The organism is Patescibacteria group bacterium, from assembly GCA_028710985.1.
GTDB lineage: Bacteria > Patescibacteriota > Patescibacteriia > JAHJFT01 > JAHJFT01 > JAQTTB01.
The window spans coordinates 343,652-360,749 of record JAQTTB010000001.1 but is presented as its reverse complement, the minus strand read 5'-3'; the positions used below and the strand labels follow the sequence as shown (position 1 = coordinate 360,749).

At 51.3% G+C, this 17,098-nt stretch carries 17 protein-coding genes and 1 tRNA gene; 7 read left to right on the top strand and 11 right to left on the bottom strand.

Translation table 11 applies throughout. The features are described 5' to 3' along the window. Window positions 1–20: 20 nt before the first annotated feature. From PHW53_01720 to recA, 6 genes are all read left to right on the top strand, one after another. Complete coding sequence (locus PHW53_01720) at window positions 21–410, top strand: hypothetical protein (GenBank protein MDD4995168.1); 390 nt, start codon at window positions 21–23, stop codon at window positions 408–410. A 165-nt stretch (window positions 411–575) separates the two neighbouring features. After that, window positions 576–1,547, top strand: a complete 972-nt coding sequence (locus PHW53_01715) for a hypothetical protein (GenBank protein MDD4995167.1) — start codon at window positions 576–578, stop codon at window positions 1,545–1,547. A gap of 253 nt (window positions 1,548–1,800) precedes the next feature. After that, window positions 1,801–2,091 carry a hypothetical protein gene (locus tag PHW53_01710; GenBank protein MDD4995166.1) on the top strand — a complete coding sequence of 97 codons (291 nt, stop codon included), beginning with the start codon at window positions 1,801–1,803 and terminating at the stop codon, window positions 2,089–2,091. 515 nt (window positions 2,092–2,606) lie between these two features. Then, window positions 2,607–5,093, top strand: coding sequence for a DNA translocase FtsK 4TM domain-containing protein (locus tag PHW53_01705; GenBank protein ID MDD4995165.1), 2,487 nt, complete (start codon window positions 2,607–2,609; stop codon window positions 5,091–5,093). Between the two features lie 42 nt (window positions 5,094–5,135). Beyond that, a complete protein-coding gene (locus tag PHW53_01700) occupies window positions 5,136–5,822 on the top strand; it encodes a helix-turn-helix domain-containing protein (GenBank protein ID MDD4995164.1) in 687 nt (228 codons plus the stop codon). Window positions 5,823–5,838: 16 nt separating this feature from the next. Continuing rightward, window positions 5,839–6,867 carry a recombinase RecA gene (gene recA, locus PHW53_01695; protein MDD4995163.1) on the top strand — a complete coding sequence of 343 codons (1,029 nt, stop codon included), beginning with the start codon at window positions 5,839–5,841 and terminating at the stop codon, window positions 6,865–6,867. Between the two features lie 74 nt (window positions 6,868–6,941). On the opposite strand, the gene efp is transcribed toward recA, so the two are convergent. The 6 genes from efp to rpsF form a co-directional block, all read right to left on the bottom strand. After that, the gene (efp, locus tag PHW53_01690; GenBank protein MDD4995162.1) at window positions 6,942–7,508 is read right to left on the bottom strand and encodes an elongation factor P; all 567 of its coding nucleotides are present in this window, start codon (window positions 7,506–7,508) and stop codon (window positions 6,942–6,944) included. 132 nt (window positions 7,509–7,640) lie between these two features. Then, window positions 7,641–8,009 carry a four helix bundle protein gene (locus tag PHW53_01685; protein MDD4995161.1) on the bottom strand — a complete coding sequence of 123 codons (369 nt, stop codon included), beginning with the start codon at window positions 8,007–8,009 and terminating at the stop codon, window positions 7,641–7,643. Between the two features lie 7 nt (window positions 8,010–8,016). Then, window positions 8,017–9,093, bottom strand: a complete 1,077-nt coding sequence (gene epmA, locus PHW53_01680; protein ID MDD4995160.1) for an EF-P lysine aminoacylase EpmA — start codon at window positions 9,091–9,093, stop codon at window positions 8,017–8,019. Window positions 9,094–9,142: 49 nt separating this feature from the next. Further along, complete coding sequence (gene rpsR, locus PHW53_01675; GenBank protein ID MDD4995159.1) at window positions 9,143–9,370, bottom strand: 30S ribosomal protein S18; 228 nt, start codon at window positions 9,368–9,370, stop codon at window positions 9,143–9,145. A gap of 6 nt (window positions 9,371–9,376) precedes the next feature. Further along, complete coding sequence (locus tag PHW53_01670; GenBank protein ID MDD4995158.1) at window positions 9,377–9,790, bottom strand: single-stranded DNA-binding protein; 414 nt, start codon at window positions 9,788–9,790, stop codon at window positions 9,377–9,379. A 17-nt stretch (window positions 9,791–9,807) separates the two neighbouring features. Then, window positions 9,808–10,296, bottom strand: coding sequence for a 30S ribosomal protein S6 (gene rpsF, locus PHW53_01665; GenBank protein ID MDD4995157.1), 489 nt, complete (start codon window positions 10,294–10,296; stop codon window positions 9,808–9,810). Window positions 10,297–10,634: 338 nt separating this feature from the next. Here rpsF and PHW53_01660 point away from each other — a divergent pair, with 338 nt between their 5' ends. Beyond that, a complete protein-coding gene (locus PHW53_01660) occupies window positions 10,635–11,822 on the top strand; it encodes a DNA methyltransferase (GenBank protein ID MDD4995156.1) in 1,188 nt (395 codons plus the stop codon). A gap of 1 nt (window position 11,823) precedes the next feature. On the opposite strand, the gene ychF is transcribed toward PHW53_01660, so the two are convergent. The 5 genes from ychF to PHW53_01635 all read right to left on the bottom strand — a co-directional run bounded on the left by ychF (window position 11,824) and on the right by PHW53_01635 (window position 16,975). Then, window positions 11,824–12,903, bottom strand: coding sequence for a redox-regulated ATPase YchF (gene ychF / locus PHW53_01655; GenBank protein ID MDD4995155.1), 1,080 nt, complete (start codon window positions 12,901–12,903; stop codon window positions 11,824–11,826). 88 nt (window positions 12,904–12,991) lie between these two features. Beyond that, window positions 12,992–13,579, bottom strand: a complete 588-nt coding sequence (locus PHW53_01650; GenBank protein MDD4995154.1) for a transposase — start codon at window positions 13,577–13,579, stop codon at window positions 12,992–12,994. Between the two features lie 134 nt (window positions 13,580–13,713). Further along, window positions 13,714–13,786, bottom strand: a tRNA-Ala gene (locus tag PHW53_01645). A gap of 190 nt (window positions 13,787–13,976) precedes the next feature. Continuing rightward, window positions 13,977–16,484, bottom strand: a complete 2,508-nt coding sequence (locus PHW53_01640) for a tetratricopeptide repeat protein (protein MDD4995153.1) — start codon at window positions 16,482–16,484, stop codon at window positions 13,977–13,979. Window positions 16,485–16,606: 122 nt separating this feature from the next. Then, on the bottom strand, window positions 16,607–16,975 hold the full coding sequence (locus PHW53_01635; protein ID MDD4995152.1) for a four helix bundle protein: 369 nt from the start codon (window positions 16,973–16,975) through the stop codon (window positions 16,607–16,609). Window positions 16,976–17,098 lie beyond the last annotated feature (123 nt).

Sequence of the window (17,098 nt, the reverse complement as noted above, 5' to 3'; positions counted from 1 at the left end):
GTATATAGAAGGAGCTCTGCATGTCGAGCATCATCATGGCCCCCGGTCTGATCCAGATCGTTCCGGTTCTCCCCGCGCCCGAGCCCGCCGGCACGCCGATCACCCGCGAGGGCGTAGCGGTCATCCGACAGAGCATCGTGCTCCGCCGCGCCGCCAAGTGCGACCTGCTCCAGGCCGCGACACCCCAGGCCGTCTCCGCCGCCATCCGCCGGATGGGCGCAGCGTCCGAGGTCATCCGGACCTTCGAGCAGATTCCCGCGGCCAAGGCGGATTACGCCAAGGCGTCGATCGCTGTGGTCCGCGCCCGTTCAGCCTCCGAGATCCTCGCCGCGATCGAGACCGCGAAGCGCGCTTCGGAGCGCCAGCGCGCCGCCGAGGCACTGCTTCGCAAGCACGGCTGCATCCTGTAGCCACTCACCTTTCACAGTTCCAATCCGCTTTTCTCACACCACACGGCACGAACTTTCGTGCCATCACACTAGCCGCGAATCACAATTGGCGGCTGATGCGAAACTTAGTTCCTTAAACCCAAGCCAAGTCCCCCCGCAGTGCGGGAGGCAATAAGGAGTTCAGTCATGAAGGGAAAGAGCATAAGGACCATAGTAAAGATGAGGATCGGCGAGGTCAAGGCTTCGGACGGCTGCTGGTACACGGTCGTGCTCGCGCTTCGCTCGCTCCTCGAGCCCGTGCTCGAGGCGCTCCAGATCCAGGTTAATCTGGACCCCATGACCGAGGGAGAGAAGATACGGGCGCGCTCGGTATTCATCTCGTTCGCCCTGCTCCTTGCCGCCTACCGCGGTAAGGAGAAGATCGCGGTGAACACCAAGGACGGCGGCAAGATCGAGGTTCTCTACAAGGAAGCCGACGAGGAAACCAGAGTGACTCACTACGCCCCGCCCGATGAAAGCGGAACGCCACTCGCTCCGGAGATAACTTTTTATCTCTCGGACGACGTGCTCAAGCGGGCCATGGAGCTTCGCGACCTGCTGCTAGCCCTCCGCGACAAGTCGGTGAAGCTGGGGTTCAACGCCCTGGTAACCATGGCCGAAGTCCGGGGCAGGGTTCCCAAGACCGAAGCCCCCGCTACCAAGAAGTGCCCCAACACCCCGGACGAGAAGAGGGCGGTCCTCAGAGGCCTTTACGAGGGCGGCGTCATCTCGAGAGGATCGTTCGAGGATGAGATGGCGCGAGTCGACGCGGAGGCTGCCAAGGCCCCCAAGGCCGCGCCGGCCGAGGCCATGCCCGCCCCCGAGGCTCCCAAGGCCGCGCCGCGCGAGCCCCTTCTGCCGCCCGAAAAGGTGGCCGAGCTCCGCCCCCAGGTGGAAGCGGACATGGCAAAGAATAGAGCCAACCGCGATGCAACCAAGGCGGCAAAAAAGGCGGCAAAGGCGGAACGCGTAGCCAAGGCGCTCGCCAAGGCCGAGCTCGACAGGACCTCCGGAGGGAACCCGCGCCAGCCGCGACCGAACGGAAAGAAGGCCCGCAAGGCGGCCGCAGGCGCCCAGGGGGAGATCGAGGAGCCCGAAACCGCCAGCTCGGCGGCCTGATCCGGTTCTTCCCACCGTTCACAGTTCTTCCACTTCAACTTGGCACAACATAATGATTCATCCCCTGAATCAGTTGTGCCCGATCATTAGACGCTGATGAAAATCGGCGGCTGATGTGAACTTTTCAAGGTCAAATGTCAAATGTTATATGTCAAAGATGAATCTTAAATCTACAATTTAAGCTTTGACATTTAACATAAGATTTGACATCTAACATCTGACATTTGGCATATAGAAGTAGGAGGTACTAGCCATGTGCGACGAACTCATATATTGCACCTGCGAGACGCACGATCTCGCGGTTGAGGATGAACGGAAGAAAAACCCGGACTTCTCCGAGCCGGTGATTCGCAAGGCCTACCTAGTTCGCTACAACGGAAAGAAACTGTCCTTGCGACCGGTCTGCGAGCTCTGCGAGAACGTGGAGAGGGACAAGGGGCTGATGGACCTGGAGATGGCCATCAAGCACCGGGATCTTTCCCGCGGATATCGGCCAAAACCGCGGCTGGCGATTAGCGATTCAGATCTCGCAAGCCCGGAGTGAGAGCAAGGCTCGTTGGCGAACTCTGCCGACTTTGAGCCTCGCTGGCCTGGTTGAGCGGACGGTTCGGCCATTGTGACCTTGAGCCGTCCGCTCCCGGGCCGCACCCTTTCTCGGCCTGTTGAACCTAAAAAATTCATCAGGCCGGCTATATCCAGCATTCAAAAATCTTGAATCCTGAATATAGCTTGTCGTGAGAATATTCCGCGGTTGACAGAGACCAAAATCTGTATTAAATTAATATTACTAACCGCAGTCCGAGTTCTGCCTTTAAAGCTGCGAAGCGGGGTAAGCTTCTGTCAGATCGGAGTGTTAGAAGCGTTATCCTGACTTTGTCGGGATAAATCTCTCTCCTCTACGCTTTCCAACCTTTGACTCGACAAAACTTGCTTGGCCCCGTGACGCAGCTTCAAATGCAGAACCGCAAAAAACCAGATAGATTATCTGGTTTTTTGTTTATCGTTGACCGAGGGTTGAAAAAATGGTATAATTTATGGGTAAATTAGGCGAAAAATAACATGAAAAAAAGAAAAAAAATCAACGGAAACCGGGGCGAAAAGCACCAAAAATTTCATTGGCATCTGACGCCGGAGACCCGACGCGGCATCGCGATTATCGCGCTCCTTGCAACCACTCTGATTATCGCCCTGAGCATCTTCAACTTAGCGGGCTCTTTTGGGGTAAAAATCAATGATTTTCTGCGTGACGCCTTTGGCTGGGATCGGATTTTAATACCCGTGATCATGGCCGTGATCGCCTATGTGATATTTGCGCCCGGAAAACTCCGCGTCAACGCCACCAACTGGGTGGGCGTTGTTTTATTTTTCCTATTTTTCAACGCACTTGTGCATGTGCTGGTTTTTGGAAACGAAGATTTTACGGCCGAGGAACTCGCCACGGCCGGCGGCATGATCGGACTTTTAGTTGCGAGCCCGTTTCTCGGACTCACCGGCTTTTGGGGCGCGCTCGTACTAACCGTCGCCTTGACCGGGGTTTCAATTCTTTTCCTTTTGAATACCTACATCCAGCATCTCATGGCCGCAGGCACAATCGTGGGCCGGATGTTCACCGCAATTTTCTCAATCTTCAAACCAATCGGTTTTCTTTTCAAACGCTCCGAACGCACGGCTAAATTTTCGGATGAAACCGAATCGGAAATCGGCGCGCCCGAAGTCATCAATGACCAGGGCGAATACGATCCCGGATTCGCGAAAAAAATTATTAAAAATAGAATTGAAAGAATAATAAAGCCCCCGGAAGAGCACTTGCCTTCGGCCGCGCCGACGCGCGTGCGCGCCAAGATCGATATTCCGTTCGATCTTCTTTCGGCCGAAGCCGGCAAACCCACGGCCGGGGACATCAAGGCACGGCAGGAAATTATCCGCAAAACGCTCGCCGACTTTGGCGTGCAGGTTGAAATGGGCGACATCGCGATCGGACCGACGGTGACACAATATACGCTGAAACCGACGGAGGGTGTAAAGCTCACCCGAATTACCGCGCTCACTAATGATCTCGCGCTCGCCTTAGCGGCGCACCCAATCCGCATCGAGGCGCCGATTCCGGGCAAATCACTTGTCGGCATTGAAGTTCCGAACCAAAGCATCGCCACCGTGCGGCTCCGGCAGATTCTTGATACACGCGAATTTCGCGGACGAAAAAGCAACACCTATATCGCCCTCGGCAAGGACGTTTCCGGCGCGCCGCACCTGGCCGACATCGCGCGCATGCCCCATCTTCTAGTCGCCGGCTCAACCGGTTCGGGCAAAACCGTCTGCCTTAACGCCATCATCATGAGCCTCCTCTTTCAGAACAGCCCGGATGAATTAAAATTCATTTTGATCGACCCAAAGCGCGTTGAGCTTCCGGTTTATAACGGATTGCCGCACCTCTTGACGCCGGTTGTCACCGATGTCCATAAAACCGTGAATGCATTCAAATGGGCGATCCGCGAAATGGAAAAACGCTTTGATATTCTTTCCAAGTGCGGCGCGCGCGACATCGGAACTTATAATTCCGGGCATCAGGAAAAACTGCCGTATATTATAATCGTCATTGACGAACTCGCGGATCTTATGACCGCGGCAGCCTCGGAGGTTGAGGCGAGCATCATCCGCTTGGCCCAGATGGCGCGCGCGGTCGGCATCCACCTCATTCTCGCGACCCAGCGTCCGTCGGTTGATGTTATCACCGGCCTCATCAAGGCCAACTTTCCGGCGCGCATCGCGTTTGCCGTAGCATCGCTCATGGATTCACGCACCATTCTGGACACCTCGGGCGCGGAAAAACTTCTCGGCCGCGGCGACATGCTTTTTACATCCGCAGAAATATCAAAGCCGCGTCGGCTCCAGGGCGCGTTTGTTACGGACCAGGAAATCAGGAACGTAGTGTCGTTTATCAAAGAAAAATATGCGCCCGCGTCTTATGATGAAACCGTAACCGAAAAAGGCACCGCCGGCGGCACGATTTTTTCAAGCGACGGCGACGGTGATCCGCTTATGCCAGAAGCGGTTGAAGCGATTTTCCAGGCCAAGAAGGCTTCGGCCTCGCTCCTGCAGCGCCGGCTCAAAGTCGGTTACGCACGCGCGGCAAGACTTTTGGATCTCATGGAAGAGCAGGGCATTATCGGCCCGGGCGACGGCGCAAAACCGCGCGAACTTTTGATTAACTCCCTAGACGATCTTGAAGACTTAGGCGGCGCGCCGCTGGATTCGGAAGAAGTTTCCGAGGAGACGGCGGAAGATGAGCCAACGAAAGAACAAGAGAACAATATAGCAACCGAACAACAGAACAATGGAACAACGGAACAAGCCGAAGAAGAAGAGGCGGAAGAAGAAGAGGTGGAGGAAGAGGAAAGTGAGGAAAAAGAAGTGGAAGAAGAAGCCGAGAATGAGCCGGGAGAATCCGAGGAGGATGCTGAGGAGGATGAGGCTAAAGAAGAACCGAGCGCCTATGTGCCATCAGATGACGAGACGGGCTGGGGACGAAAAAACGATCAGGATTAAATATTTTTGAGATTTGAGATTTGATTTTTTATTTTTTTGCCCATGCCGGCTTTTCGCATCAAAACTATTGACGTTATGCCGACGCTCGGCCAGGAGCTCGCGTCATGGCGTGAACGGCGCGGACTCTCGACGGCCGAAGCCGCCGAACGCGCCGGCCTTCAGGAAAAATTTATTGTCGCGTTTGAAAAAAATGATTTTTCCGAACTTCCGGAAATACTTTATTCAAAAAATTATTTGCGCGCCTATCTCCGCGCTCTCGGCCTTAAGGAAGCAAAATTCATACCATTATTTGAACACGAGTGGAATCTCGCGGCAAAGGTGCAGGGAAAAACGGGGCATCGGCCGGCATCTGGCACGCTGCGGCCGAGCCATCTGATTGTGGCGCCGCGACTCATAAAAATATTTTTGGTAAGCATCGCCGGCCTCGCGATTATCGGATATCTCGGCTGGCAGATCAACGCGCTTCTCCGCCCGCCTTCCCTTATCGTTACCGCTCCGCCGGATGATTTTGTCACGGTTCGCGCGCAGGCGGAAATTCAGGGCAAAACCGACGCCGAGGCATTGGTAAAAATCAACGACCAGGCGGTGGTCACGGACAGCGAAGGCCGCTTCAACCATACCCTGGATTTGCAAAGGGGCCTCAATATTGTTACCATTGAAGCCTGGAAACGGCATAGCCGCGCCGTAACCGTATACAAAAAAATAATAATGGAATCAAACGAAGATTAATTAATTATAAATTAGTATGGCTAAAGACAAGGAACGGGAGGGGCAGGATGAAAAACAAAACGCCGCTTCGGAGGCGGTAAGCCAGATCAAGAGCCGTTTCGGCGAAGGCTCGATCATGAAGCTTGGTGAGGCCAAGAGCATGCAGGTGGAAACCGTGCCCACGGGCAGCATTTCGCTCGATATCGCGCTCGGTGTCGGCGGCGTGCCGCATGGCCGCATTATCGAGATCTTTGGACCCGAGGCATCGGGTAAAACCACACTCGCGCAGCACATTGTCGCCGAAGTGCAGAAGCGCGGCGGAATTGCCGCGTTCGTGGATGCCGAGCACGCGCTGGATCCGGATTATGCAAAACGCATCGGCGTAAAAATTAATGATCTTTTGATTTCACAGCCCGACACCGGCGAACAGGCGCTTGAGATTGTTGAGACGCTCGTGCGTTCAAACGCGGTTGATGTAATAGTGATTGATTCCGTGGCGGCGCTCACTCCGCGAGCGGAAATAGAAGGAGACATGGGCGATCAACACATCGGACTGCAGGCCCGCCTCATGAGCCAGGCCCTCCGGAAGCTTGCCGGCATTGTTTCAAAGAGCCGGACAATCGTAATTTTTATAAACCAGATCCGCCACAAAATCGGCGTCATGTTCGGCAATCCGGAAACCACGACCGGCGGCAACGCGCTTAAGTTTTACAGCTCGGTGCGCATTGAAGTGCGGCGCGCCGCGCAGATCAAGCAGGGCGAAACAATCATCGGCAACCGCGTCAAAGCAAAAATCGTCAAGAACAAAGTCGCGCCGCCGTTTCGCGCCACGGAATTTGATATCATGTACAACGAAGGTATTTCAATTCCCGGAGATCTCTTGGACACAGGCATTGCCTACGGCATTATTCAAAAATCCGGCAACTCCTACGCCTACGGCGAAATCAAGCTTGGCGTTGGCCGCGAAACGGCCAAACTGTTTCTCAAGGGCGACCCGAAACTTATGGATAAAATTGGAAAAGATATTTGGGAGCAGGTGAAAGCAAAGGCACCGGAAAAGGACTAGTGACAATAAAATAAAAAACACCCCGGGTAACCTGCCTACCGGCAGGCAGGCCAGGGTGTTTTTGTTATATTGAATTACGACTTAGCCCGTTCAACGTATTCACCGGTGTCGGTATTTATCACAATGCTTTCTCCCTGATTGATGAAAAGCGGCGCCTGGACATTGAGCCCGTTTTCCAAAACAACTTCCTTGGTAACATTTCCCGAAGCGGTATCGCCCTTCACGGCCGGCATGGCCTCAACTATCTTATAGGTAATTTTTTTGGGAATCTCAACCGTGACCGGAGCGTCGTTATGGTAGAGAATCATGACCTCGAGATTTTCCTTGAGAAAGCGCGCCGTATCCCCGAGTACATCGGCGCCCAAAGAAATCTGTTCATAGGATACCGGGTCCATGAAATTATATTGTCCGGCATCGGCATAAAGATAATTCATGTTTTTTCGCGTGAGCTCCTCGATATCGACCGATTCGGAGACTTTAAAAGTATTCTCCAGGCTTTTTCCGGTTTTAATATTTTTGAGCCGCGTGCGCACAAACGCGCTTCCCTTGCCCGGATTGATATGCTGGAATTCGGTAACAAGCCAAAGGTCGTCTTTGAATTTGAGAACCGCGCCTTTTTTTATTTCCGAGGTTGAAGCCATACGATAAAAATATAGAAATATTATTAATTTAAGAAAGTTATACAATCAATCATGTGCAAAGTCAAGCCGACCCGTTTAGTCTAAAGTCAAAAGTTAAAAATCTTAAGTCAAGTTTAAAGTTTATTAGTCCAATCACTTTACTCTCAATGTCCGGATACTGGAACCGAGCATGTTTGATATTTCCATGATTTCTTTTAAGAGCTTGTTTATTTCATCGGTGCTTCCCCGATTGGAATCCCGTAAGAGAGCAAGCCAAAATTTTGTTTCGTTTGCTGATTTCAGCGAAATTGATAAAAAGTTGGTGAATTCTTTTCTTGAGGCGCTCGCGATGGCTTCTATATAGTTAGCGCCGACGCTTGTTCCGCATCGCAGTAGCTGGTTGGTCGCGACGCGGCAGAGTGAATTATCTTGCGCTAGGGTATCGGTATATTTTATTAAGTCCAGAATAAACTTATATATTCTTCTTTTGAACTGGTCGCTAAATTCCTTATTGCTTGCCATATTGGATTTAAGATTGAACTCGATGACTTTGGACTTGACTTTTAACTTTAGACTTTTGACTAAATATGTCTCCGGCCCCGAAAGCGATCACGTCATTGATATCCGCGGCGTCAAGAAGCAGCATAACCAGCCGGTCGACGCCGAGAGCGATGCCGGCGGACGGCGGAAGGGTTGCAAGCGCGGAAAGGAAGTCTTCGTCAATCGGATAAACCGGGAGATTGTTGCGCCCACGCTCTTCCTGTTCCGCCAAGAATCTCTGCCTCTGTTCAACCGGATCGGTGAGCTCGGAAAAGGCGTTCGCAAGCTCCATGCCGGCGATGTACACTTCAAACCGCTCGGCAAAACGCGGGTCATCACTGCGCCGACGCGCCAGAGCACCCAAGGCCGTGGGATAATCATACAGAATCAATGGCGCGTCCTTGGGAAACTCGGTTTCAATGCGCGATAAGAATATTTTGAAAAAAATGTCACTAAGGCTGTCGCTCTCGGTTACCTCAATTCCGATTTCGCGGGCGCGCTCGGCGAGCCGATTGGCTTCAAGATTCGCCGCAAGATCAATACTGGTCCATTTCTTAAACGCTTCGGCCACGCTCATCCGGGTCCAGGGCCGCGCGAGATTCACGGTCCGTCCCTGATATTGAATTTTCTCGGAATTATTGATTTTCTGATTAACGGCGCAAACCAGCTCTTCGGTTTCATCCATGAGTCCCCGGTAATCCATACCGCACGCGTACCACTCGAGCATGGTAAATTCCGGATTGTGATCACCACCCCAGGGCTCGCCGTTGCGGAAGCATTTTCCCATTTCAAAAACCTTGGTAAAACCTGCCGAAAGCATTTTCTTTATGGAAAACTCGGGTGAGGTGATAAGATATCCAGAGAAACTTTTTCCACGTTCGTCCAGAACCGCGGTTTCAAACGAAACAAGATTTGGCTCCTGGCCGGGGAACGCAACGACCTTGGGTGTTTCCACCTCAAGATAGCCGCGACCTTTAAAAAAGGCGCGGATTGCGTCAATGATCTCGGCGCGGCACTCGAATTTCGCGCGGACTGATTCATTTTTCATGGAATTTGAGTTTGCCATAGATAACAGCAAAACCCCGCCTCGTTAGAAGCGGGGTTTTGGGAAAAAATTACTTAGGGACAAAAGGCAAGAGCGCCATTATCCTCGCCCGTTTAATCGCCGTGGCCAGCTGGCGCTGGTGCTTGGAGCAAGCTCCACTCTTGCGGCGCGGCACAATCTTGCCATATGACGAAATAAAACGGCGCAGGAGCTGCGTATCCTTATAATCAATTTCCGGAAAATTGTTGGCGCAGAAATAGCAGCGCCGGTCTTCTTTTGGTTTTTGTGAGATTGCCATATTGTTTTAAAACGGAATGTCTTCTTTTTTAACCTCTTCTTCGGGCATGGCCGGCGCTTCACTCTGAACTTCGCCCGGCGCGCGCGGACCCTGGCCGCGGTCAAGCATAATCATGTTCTCGGCCACGATTTCGGTGCGGTAGCGTTTGACGCCGTCCTGGCCTTCCCAGTCGCGGGTCTGCAGGCGCCCCTCGATATAAACCTTGCGCCCCTTGGCAAGATACTGCGAGCAGATTTCGGCGAGCTTGCCCCAGGCGACAATGTTGTGGTATTCAGCCTTTTCCTGGCGGTTGCCCTGCTGGTCAGTCCAGGTATGGTTGGTGGCGACGCCGAAGGAAGTGACCGAAGCGCCGCTCGGAGTGGTGCGAAGTTCGGGATCGCGGGTAAGATTCCCGATAATCATTGCTTTATTTAAATTCATATATTTGGGTTGATTTCTTAGATTTTCACGTCGCTCTCAAGAATTTCATCAAGCTTTTTGTCCAACTCCTCGAGATTTACTTTCTTCGGAGCGGGGCGCGGAGCGGTTCTCGGCCCTCCCGATTGCGATCGGGATCGGGGCGCCGGCTCACGCACGGCATCCGGCTCCGGCTCTTCGTAGGAAATCATTCTAATGGCCTTTCTCGCCTCATCGCTCGGACGCTTTGCGCCGAGACTAATAAGCTGATGGCGGAGCACTTCGGGCATCAGGCGGATTTCGCGCTCAAGGCCGCGGACCGCGGCGGGTTCGGTTTCAAACTCAACTAAAATATAAAACCCGTGGCGCGCGTGCTTGATTGGATATGCAAGCTTGAGCTTCCCCAGGTTCTCGTTGGTTAATATATTAATCGGCGATTTCTGGAGCGCCGCGGTGACCTTGTCTTTGAGACCGGCCACTTCGTCGTCCGTATACTGCGCAGATATAATATAAAGTAGTTCGTAGTTCATAGTGTTTGTTCCGCGTATCCCGATCCCGATCGCAATCGGGAGAACCGCGAAAAGAGTCTTTTGGACCCTATGGACTTAAGAATTAATAAAGTAACCTTATTTTAGCGGGGAAATGTCCGGCCGTCAAGAGCCGGCCGGACAAAAGCTCGTGAAATTCTTGTCAAAGAACGCTTGTTCGGAATTGGCCAATTCCTAATTATATTATAAATTTAGCTAAAATAAGCGTCAAATTTCAAATGTTGAAGACTATTCCCGACACCCGGACCCACGGATTTTTGACGCATTTTGGCAAAAAACTCGCAAAACACTCGGATTTGATGTAGAATTTTTATAACAGTATGAAAACGACCAATGCATATTTCTTTATGCTCGGACGGAACGCGGCCTTATCCACCGCGGAAATCGAATCCGTACTTGCCGGCCGGATTACCGGACGGCGGCACGGCCCGGGATTTTTTATTGTTGAAACCCAATCCCCGCTTGACCCGGCCGGCCTGCAGAAGCAGCTTGGCGGTACGGTAAAAATCGGCCAAGTTGTTTTGGAATCAAATCCGGCCTCACTGCCGCAGGATCTCACGCGGTTACTCTCCGATTCGTCGGGCATCAAAAAATTAAATTTTGGCGTCAATAATTACGGCTTTAAATTTGACGCGCTAGCTGTCAAAAAAGCGCTCCGGTCCGCGGGCGTGAGCGCGCGACTCGTTGCCTCGCGCGAACCCGCGCTTTCAAGCGTCATCGCCCAAAAAGAAATCTTGAACAAGAGTGGCGTTGAATTGAATTGTTTTAAATTTGATGATTCAATCCTCGTCGGCAAAACCGTGACCTGCCAGCCGTTTGAAGAATTATCCCGGCGCGACTGGGACCGGCCGGCAAAAGACGAGCTCGCGGGCATGATGCCGCCAAAGCTTGCGAAAATCATGATTAATCTCGCAGCCGCGGACAAGTCCGGCGTACTGCTTGATCCATTCTGCGGATCCGGCACGATTCTCATGGAAGCCGCGCTCATGGGGTTTAATGTAATCGGTTCGGACGTGAGCGAAAAAGCCATAGAAGACACGCGCAAAAATTTTAACTGGCTCAAAGACCAGGATATGCTCGCCCGCGACGCGAAGATCCAGCTTTTTTCGTGCGACGCGCGGCTTCTTGAAAAACAAATCGCGCCAAATTCCGTCAGCGCTATTGTAACCGAGCCTTATCTCGGCCCCCCGCTTCGCCGGAGCGTGCGGGAAAACGACGCCCGCAAAATAAAAAACGAACTTGAAAAGCTTTATGCCAAAATGTTCTCGGTTTTTGCCAAAATATTAAAAAAATCCGGGCGCGCGGTCATAGTTGCGCCGGTCTTTATGCTAAAAACCAATATTTTTATTAATATTCTGTGGGAAATAAAAAAATCGGGCTTTGAAATCGTGAACCCGATCGTGGAAAATGGACAAATTTTTCCGGAACAGACCATCCGCCACACTATTCTGTACTCTCGCCCCGGACAAATCGTGGGGCGGGAGATACTGATACTCAAAAAAATTTAATTTATTTGTTGCAGAGAAAATAACACACGTCGCCGTCCTGGATGATATAGTCTCTGCCTTCGGTGCGCACCCAGCCCGAGGCTTTGGCTGCGGCCTCGCTCCCGGCTTCAACATATTTTTTCCAATCGCAGACTTCGGCGCGGATGAATCCTTTTTCAAAATCCGTGTGAATCACTCCGGCGGCTTCCGGTGCCTTGGCCCCTGCGCGGACCGTCCAGGCGCGGGTTTCATCCGGCCCGGTGGTAAGAAATGTAATGAGATCCAAAATTTTGTAGCAGGAAACAATCAATGAATCCAGGCAGCCGTGTTCCCACCCCAGGGCAGTGACGAAATCCCCGGCTTCGGCGGGCGGAAGATCGGCGATTTCGGCCTCAAGCTTGGCGCAAAATGGAACGTATTCAAGCCCCGCTGGCAGTCCATGCTGCCAGTTTTTATTTTTAATCTGCTCCTCGTCGCAATTTACGGCATAGACAAACGGCTTGGCGGTGAGAAGGTGCAGGTCGTAGACGGATTCGCGCTCTTCTTCGTCAAGCTCCAGTGAATTCGCAAGCTCGCCGCGTTCAAGCGCGGAGATTATTTTTTTAATAGTACCGATACTTTTTTCCAGCGCCGGATTCAAGCCGGCTTTGGCTTTTGCGGCCAAGGTTTCGTCGCGGCGCTTTATTGTCTCCAGATCCGCCATGATTAGCTCGGTATTGATGATTTCAATGTCGTTCTTGGGATCGATTTTATCATGCACGTGCGTGACGTTGGGATCGCGGAAAACGCGCACCACCTGGCAGACGGCGTCAACCTCGCGGATATGCGAAAGAAATTTATTGCCCAGGCCTTCGCCCCGGCTCGCGCCGGCCACGAGCCCGGCAATATCAACGAATTCAATCACGGCCGGCACGATGCGCGCCGGCTTGGAAACCGCGGCAAGGCGAGCGAGCCGCTCGTCCGGCACCTCAACCACCCCGACATTGGGTTCAATGGTGCAGAACGGATAATTCGCAATATCAACGCTCTTGCGCGTGAGCGCTTTGAAAAGGGTTGATTTTCCGACATTTGGCAATCCGACGATGCCGACCTTGAGAGACATATTATGGGGTGATTATAAATAAATTGACGCAATGTTTTTATCTGGGCGACCGCGCTATACGGGGCGACCGCAAGGGTCGCCCCTACGGTTATTTTTTAAAATTGTCCGGATGATTGTCATCCGCCTGCCATTTTATAGGATTTTCTTGAATATATTTGCGTGTTTCTGATAATTCGGCTAACGTACGGATAATGCGTTCGTAATAATTGCGCTGCCAAATATTTGCGGCCTGGCGAATCGGGTCATTCGCATTATTCTTTATCCATTCATTGACGCACAATGATTTGAATGACCCTATAATATCTCCCAAACTTATATCGTGCGCTGTAGGGGCAGGCCTTGCGCCTGCCCTGACCCATGCGCCTGAACGGTCCGCCCTATTCGGGGCGACCGCAAGGGTCGCCCCTACATTAATTTGAATAATTCCATGAATATGATTTGGCATTATAATATATTTATCCAAAGCGACTTCGCTGTATCGCTTATGAATATTGCGCCATTCATCAATTATGATTTTACCAAGCCTGTTCAAAATCATCTGATCATCCACTATTTCGCCAAACAAACACACTCTCTGAAACGTGCAAAGCGTCACAAAATAAAATCCGGGTCGGGAATAATCATATCCTTTTAACCGGATGGAACGGCGGCCGAGTTCGCGCGATGGAATGGGCATAGTATTATTTTGGTCCCGACCCCGACGTTATGTCGGGGTGACCTCTTCTCCGCCTACGTCCCGATTGCTATCGGTACTTCGGCGGACAGGCATGCCTACTTCAGCGAATATTGAATAAAAAATAATTTAATCAGTGGACCCGAGGAGTCTCGAACTCCTGACCTCCTCCATGCCATGGAGGCGCTCTACCAACTGAGCTACGAGCCCACTGATTAAACTATAATTAATAGCATATGCTTCAAGACGAACACCAGCTGCCTGTCCGCCGTAGCTCGAGTAAAACGAGAGCGAAGGCGGAAGCTAACGGCCCGTGATGTATGGTATTTTAGGGTAAAGCGCCTTGATTGTCAATACAAAAAGAGAGGCAATATTTGGTAAAGCCTCTCTTTTTTTATTTTTATCGCTGCGGCGCGGCCGTGCCTTCTTTCACGGGTTCGGGAATGGACGGCGGTTGAGAAGTACCGTATTGCTTCAGGTTATCCAGACGCTGTTTGATGGTGGCGTTATCCGGATTGAGCTCAAGCACTTTTTCCACCTGCTCAATGGCCTTGGGTATATCCTTCAGATTTTCGTAAACCGTGGCCAGGAACCAGCGGGCATTGGAATAACTCGGCACAAGCTTGACCGCGTATTCAAGGGCGTTCCGCGCCTTGTCGTTATCGTTATTGCGGAGATAAAGCATGCCAAGCTGGAAAGCCACGCCAACGTCATCGGTATTAGCGGCCGCAACTTGCTCCATTTTTACAATCGCCTCAGCGAGTTTTCCCTGACGGTCATAGACAAGCGCGAGTTGATAATGAGCCGGTGCGTAATCCTGTTTCAGTTCAATCGCTTTATTCAGGAGTTCTTCGGCCCTGGCGAGATTTTCGGTAACAATGGTTTTTGCTTCAGCCGCAATCTTTTCATCCTCGGACTGGGTGAGGGCCAAATTCAAATCCGCGACCGCGATATGCGTCATGGCAAGATCAATGTAAGACACCGGGTTGGTCGGCGCGAGTTCAACTACTTTTTCTTCGGCAACCTTGGCCGCGTCGCCCGAGCCCTGAACATACGGCACGAGACTACGGTAAGTTGCGCCGAGATTCGCCCAGTTGGCGCTGTTCGCGGGATTCAAATCGGCCGCGGCCTTGGCGATACTTACCATATCATTAATGAGGGATTGCACGTAGGTGGCTTTTTCCTGCGGTACCTGCCCGCTCACTTCGTTTGCAAATTTTGCCGTAACCGCGCTGGACAGATTCCGGAGATACGTGTCCTCGTAGCGGTTGAGACGCACGGCGGAATTCAGTTTTGTGATTACATCATCAATCGAACCGCGGTTTTGATCAAGTTTAATTGCCTGAACAAATATAACTTCGGCGGCGTAGCGCTGACAAGCGAGGTATATCAACGAGACCGACCCCACAATGAGAATAATAAACACAAAGCTCATGGTGAGCGCGGCGCGCGGCGAAATCTTGAAATCGGCGCGAAACCACTCGCGCGAAATCAGGGCGCCGACGAGGCCGAGGAACAGCCAAAATATGAATTCACCGACGAAGTTTGAAGAATAAAGGAAGCGCGACACAATCACCGTGATAAATACTGAACCGATAACTAAAATATATCGCCAGATTTCCGCACGGTTGTCGCGGAACAAATTGATAATTGCGCGCACCGCCGCCACGGCAATCAAAACGAGCCAGAGCATCAGACCAATGAGACCGGTGGTCGCAAGGAGTGTAAGCGCATGGGAGTTGGCACGGTCAAAAATCACATTCCAAAAAATCGTGGCATTAACGGCCGACGAGTGAAATTTGGTATAGTCATAACCAAACGTGCCGGGGCCCGAACCAACGAGCGGCGATTCCTGAAGCGCGGATTTGGCAATTTCAAAACTCGCGCCGGTTGATGGGCTGATTTCAGCAGGAAGATTGATGCCGAGCGGAAGATTAACGATTAGAAGCAAGACTGCGATCACAAGCGTCAGCATGGGCAGCATGAACGGCGCGCCGGGCCGGAATTCGCCGGCGCGGACAATTGCAAACGCGAGTACGATTATTGATCCCACAATCAGAAGAACCCAAACAATCCAGAAATCAAGCAGTATTAAACCAATGAGATTTAAGACCGCGGCAATAATTAAAAGCACTTTGCTCGCGATGCCGCAGCGCCCAGCCGGACAAAAGACCGCGCCGCCGCCGGACATTACGAGAATCAGGGCATTGATCACGAGGAGTCCAATAACTTGGAAAATGCCCAGGGCATAGATCGTGCCGATTGTATTGAATGTAACGACGCGCGCGAAATCCCAGGGCAAAATATACGCGCCGAGCATCTGCAGAATGCCGAAGAACGAGGTTAGGGTTAACGCACCAGCCAGTGTGTACAGAATATTGCGCACGAACTTAAGGTCGCGTACGTTGTTTGAAATAACAAAGTACATGACGGCAAAGGCAAGAACCGACAAGAAACTGAACTGCTCAAGGGTACCGGTGCCAACAAAACTTAAATACCGGTCGCTGGAAAACCAGGCGACAATGCCGTAACCCAAAACATAAAGAGCAACGATGAGATTCAGGACGGTCCGCTTAAACTCAACCTGGCGCAAGGCCATCATGCGGCCGAACCAGGCAAGAAGCGCGATAACCGAGAGAATTACAAGCAGGGTCTGCTTGTTTATCTCAAGGGCATCCTGAGTGAACGGTAAAAACCAGAGCGGAATTAAAAAAACCGCCAGGTAGATTGACCAGCGGATGACAAAATCGCAAAATCGGATAAGCCTTGAAGCTTCTCCTAACGTGCGCTTTTGCCCCGCTGGCTTGACTTTGCCGATTCCGACAGAGGCATGCGCCTGAGCCGAAAATGGCTTGTCCGGAGCGGCAGAGGATGGATCCTGAACCGCCGGGGTATATGGGAATGCCATATTATTTCTCTTATGAATTAGCAAGCTCTGTTAATAGAGCTTTTTTTATTATTTTAAAGAACTGACTTTCTAAACTCCAAATAACAAGCACCAAATTACAAATAAATGCCAAAATCCAAATTTCAAACTTTTTTTGTTTTCTCTGCGATTGATGAAAATATCTTTTTTAATTCAATGGCTTCTTCATATAGTCGCTTGGCGTTTTCGAGGTCTGCGTCGTTTGTCGCAATAATTAGGCCAATCCAATATGCGGTTTCCTTTGCCTCCTTGCGGCAAATCTTAATTCTCATCAAGAAATCTTTGCTGCTTAACGCTTCGTTGGCTTCAATGTAATTCGCACCAACCGATCCGGAAGATCGAATAACCTGTCTGGTATACTCATAATTGCTTTGAGTTTTGGGTAAATTCTTGCAAAAAACAGCTACTTGCTTTGAAAATTCAAAGGTTCTTTCTTCCAGATTATAGGGTTTGGATTTTGGGATTTCGCCCATTGAAATTTATTTGGAGCTTGGTGTTTGGAATTTGGAGCTTCTCGGACGTTGGGGATAACCTTTCCCCTTGATAAGGCAATTATAACACATAATTTGACGACATGGAATATTGCGTTTATAATT

Coding starts and splice junctions, on each gene's coding strand:
- ychF (MDD4995155.1), bottom strand. CDS start 12,903: ATGTCTCTCAAGGTCGGCATCGTCGGATTGCCAAATGTCGGAAAATCA.
- PHW53_01705 (MDD4995165.1), top strand. CDS start 2,607: ATGAAAAAAAGAAAAAAAATCAACGGAAACCGGGGCGAAAAGCACCAA.
- PHW53_01710 (MDD4995166.1), top strand. CDS start 1,801: ATGTGCGACGAACTCATATATTGCACCTGCGAGACGCACGATCTCGCG.
- PHW53_01685 (MDD4995161.1), bottom strand. CDS start 8,009: ATGGCAAGCAATAAGGAATTTAGCGACCAGTTCAAAAGAAGAATATAT.
- PHW53_01650 (MDD4995154.1), bottom strand. CDS start 13,579: ATGCCCATTCCATCGCGCGAACTCGGCCGCCGTTCCATCCGGTTAAAA.
- PHW53_01670 (MDD4995158.1), bottom strand. CDS start 9,790: ATGAATTTAAATAAAGCAATGATTATCGGGAATCTTACCCGCGATCCC.
- PHW53_01720 (MDD4995168.1), top strand. CDS start 21: ATGTCGAGCATCATCATGGCCCCCGGTCTGATCCAGATCGTTCCGGTT.
- PHW53_01640 (MDD4995153.1), bottom strand. CDS start 16,484: ATGGCATTCCCATATACCCCGGCGGTTCAGGATCCATCCTCTGCCGCT.
- rpsF (MDD4995157.1), bottom strand. CDS start 10,296: ATGAACTACGAACTACTTTATATTATATCTGCGCAGTATACGGACGAC.
- PHW53_01700 (MDD4995164.1), top strand. CDS start 5,136: ATGCCGGCTTTTCGCATCAAAACTATTGACGTTATGCCGACGCTCGGC.
- recA (MDD4995163.1), top strand. CDS start 5,839: ATGGCTAAAGACAAGGAACGGGAGGGGCAGGATGAAAAACAAAACGCC.
- rpsR (MDD4995159.1), bottom strand. CDS start 9,370: ATGGCAATCTCACAAAAACCAAAAGAAGACCGGCGCTGCTATTTCTGC.
- PHW53_01635 (MDD4995152.1), bottom strand. CDS start 16,975: ATGGGCGAAATCCCAAAATCCAAACCCTATAATCTGGAAGAAAGAACC.
- efp (MDD4995162.1), bottom strand. CDS start 7,508: ATGGCTTCAACCTCGGAAATAAAAAAAGGCGCGGTTCTCAAATTCAAA.
- PHW53_01715 (MDD4995167.1), top strand. CDS start 576: ATGAAGGGAAAGAGCATAAGGACCATAGTAAAGATGAGGATCGGCGAG.
- epmA (MDD4995160.1), bottom strand. CDS start 9,093: ATGGCAAACTCAAATTCCATGAAAAATGAATCAGTCCGCGCGAAATTC.
- PHW53_01660 (MDD4995156.1), top strand. CDS start 10,635: ATGAAAACGACCAATGCATATTTCTTTATGCTCGGACGGAACGCGGCC.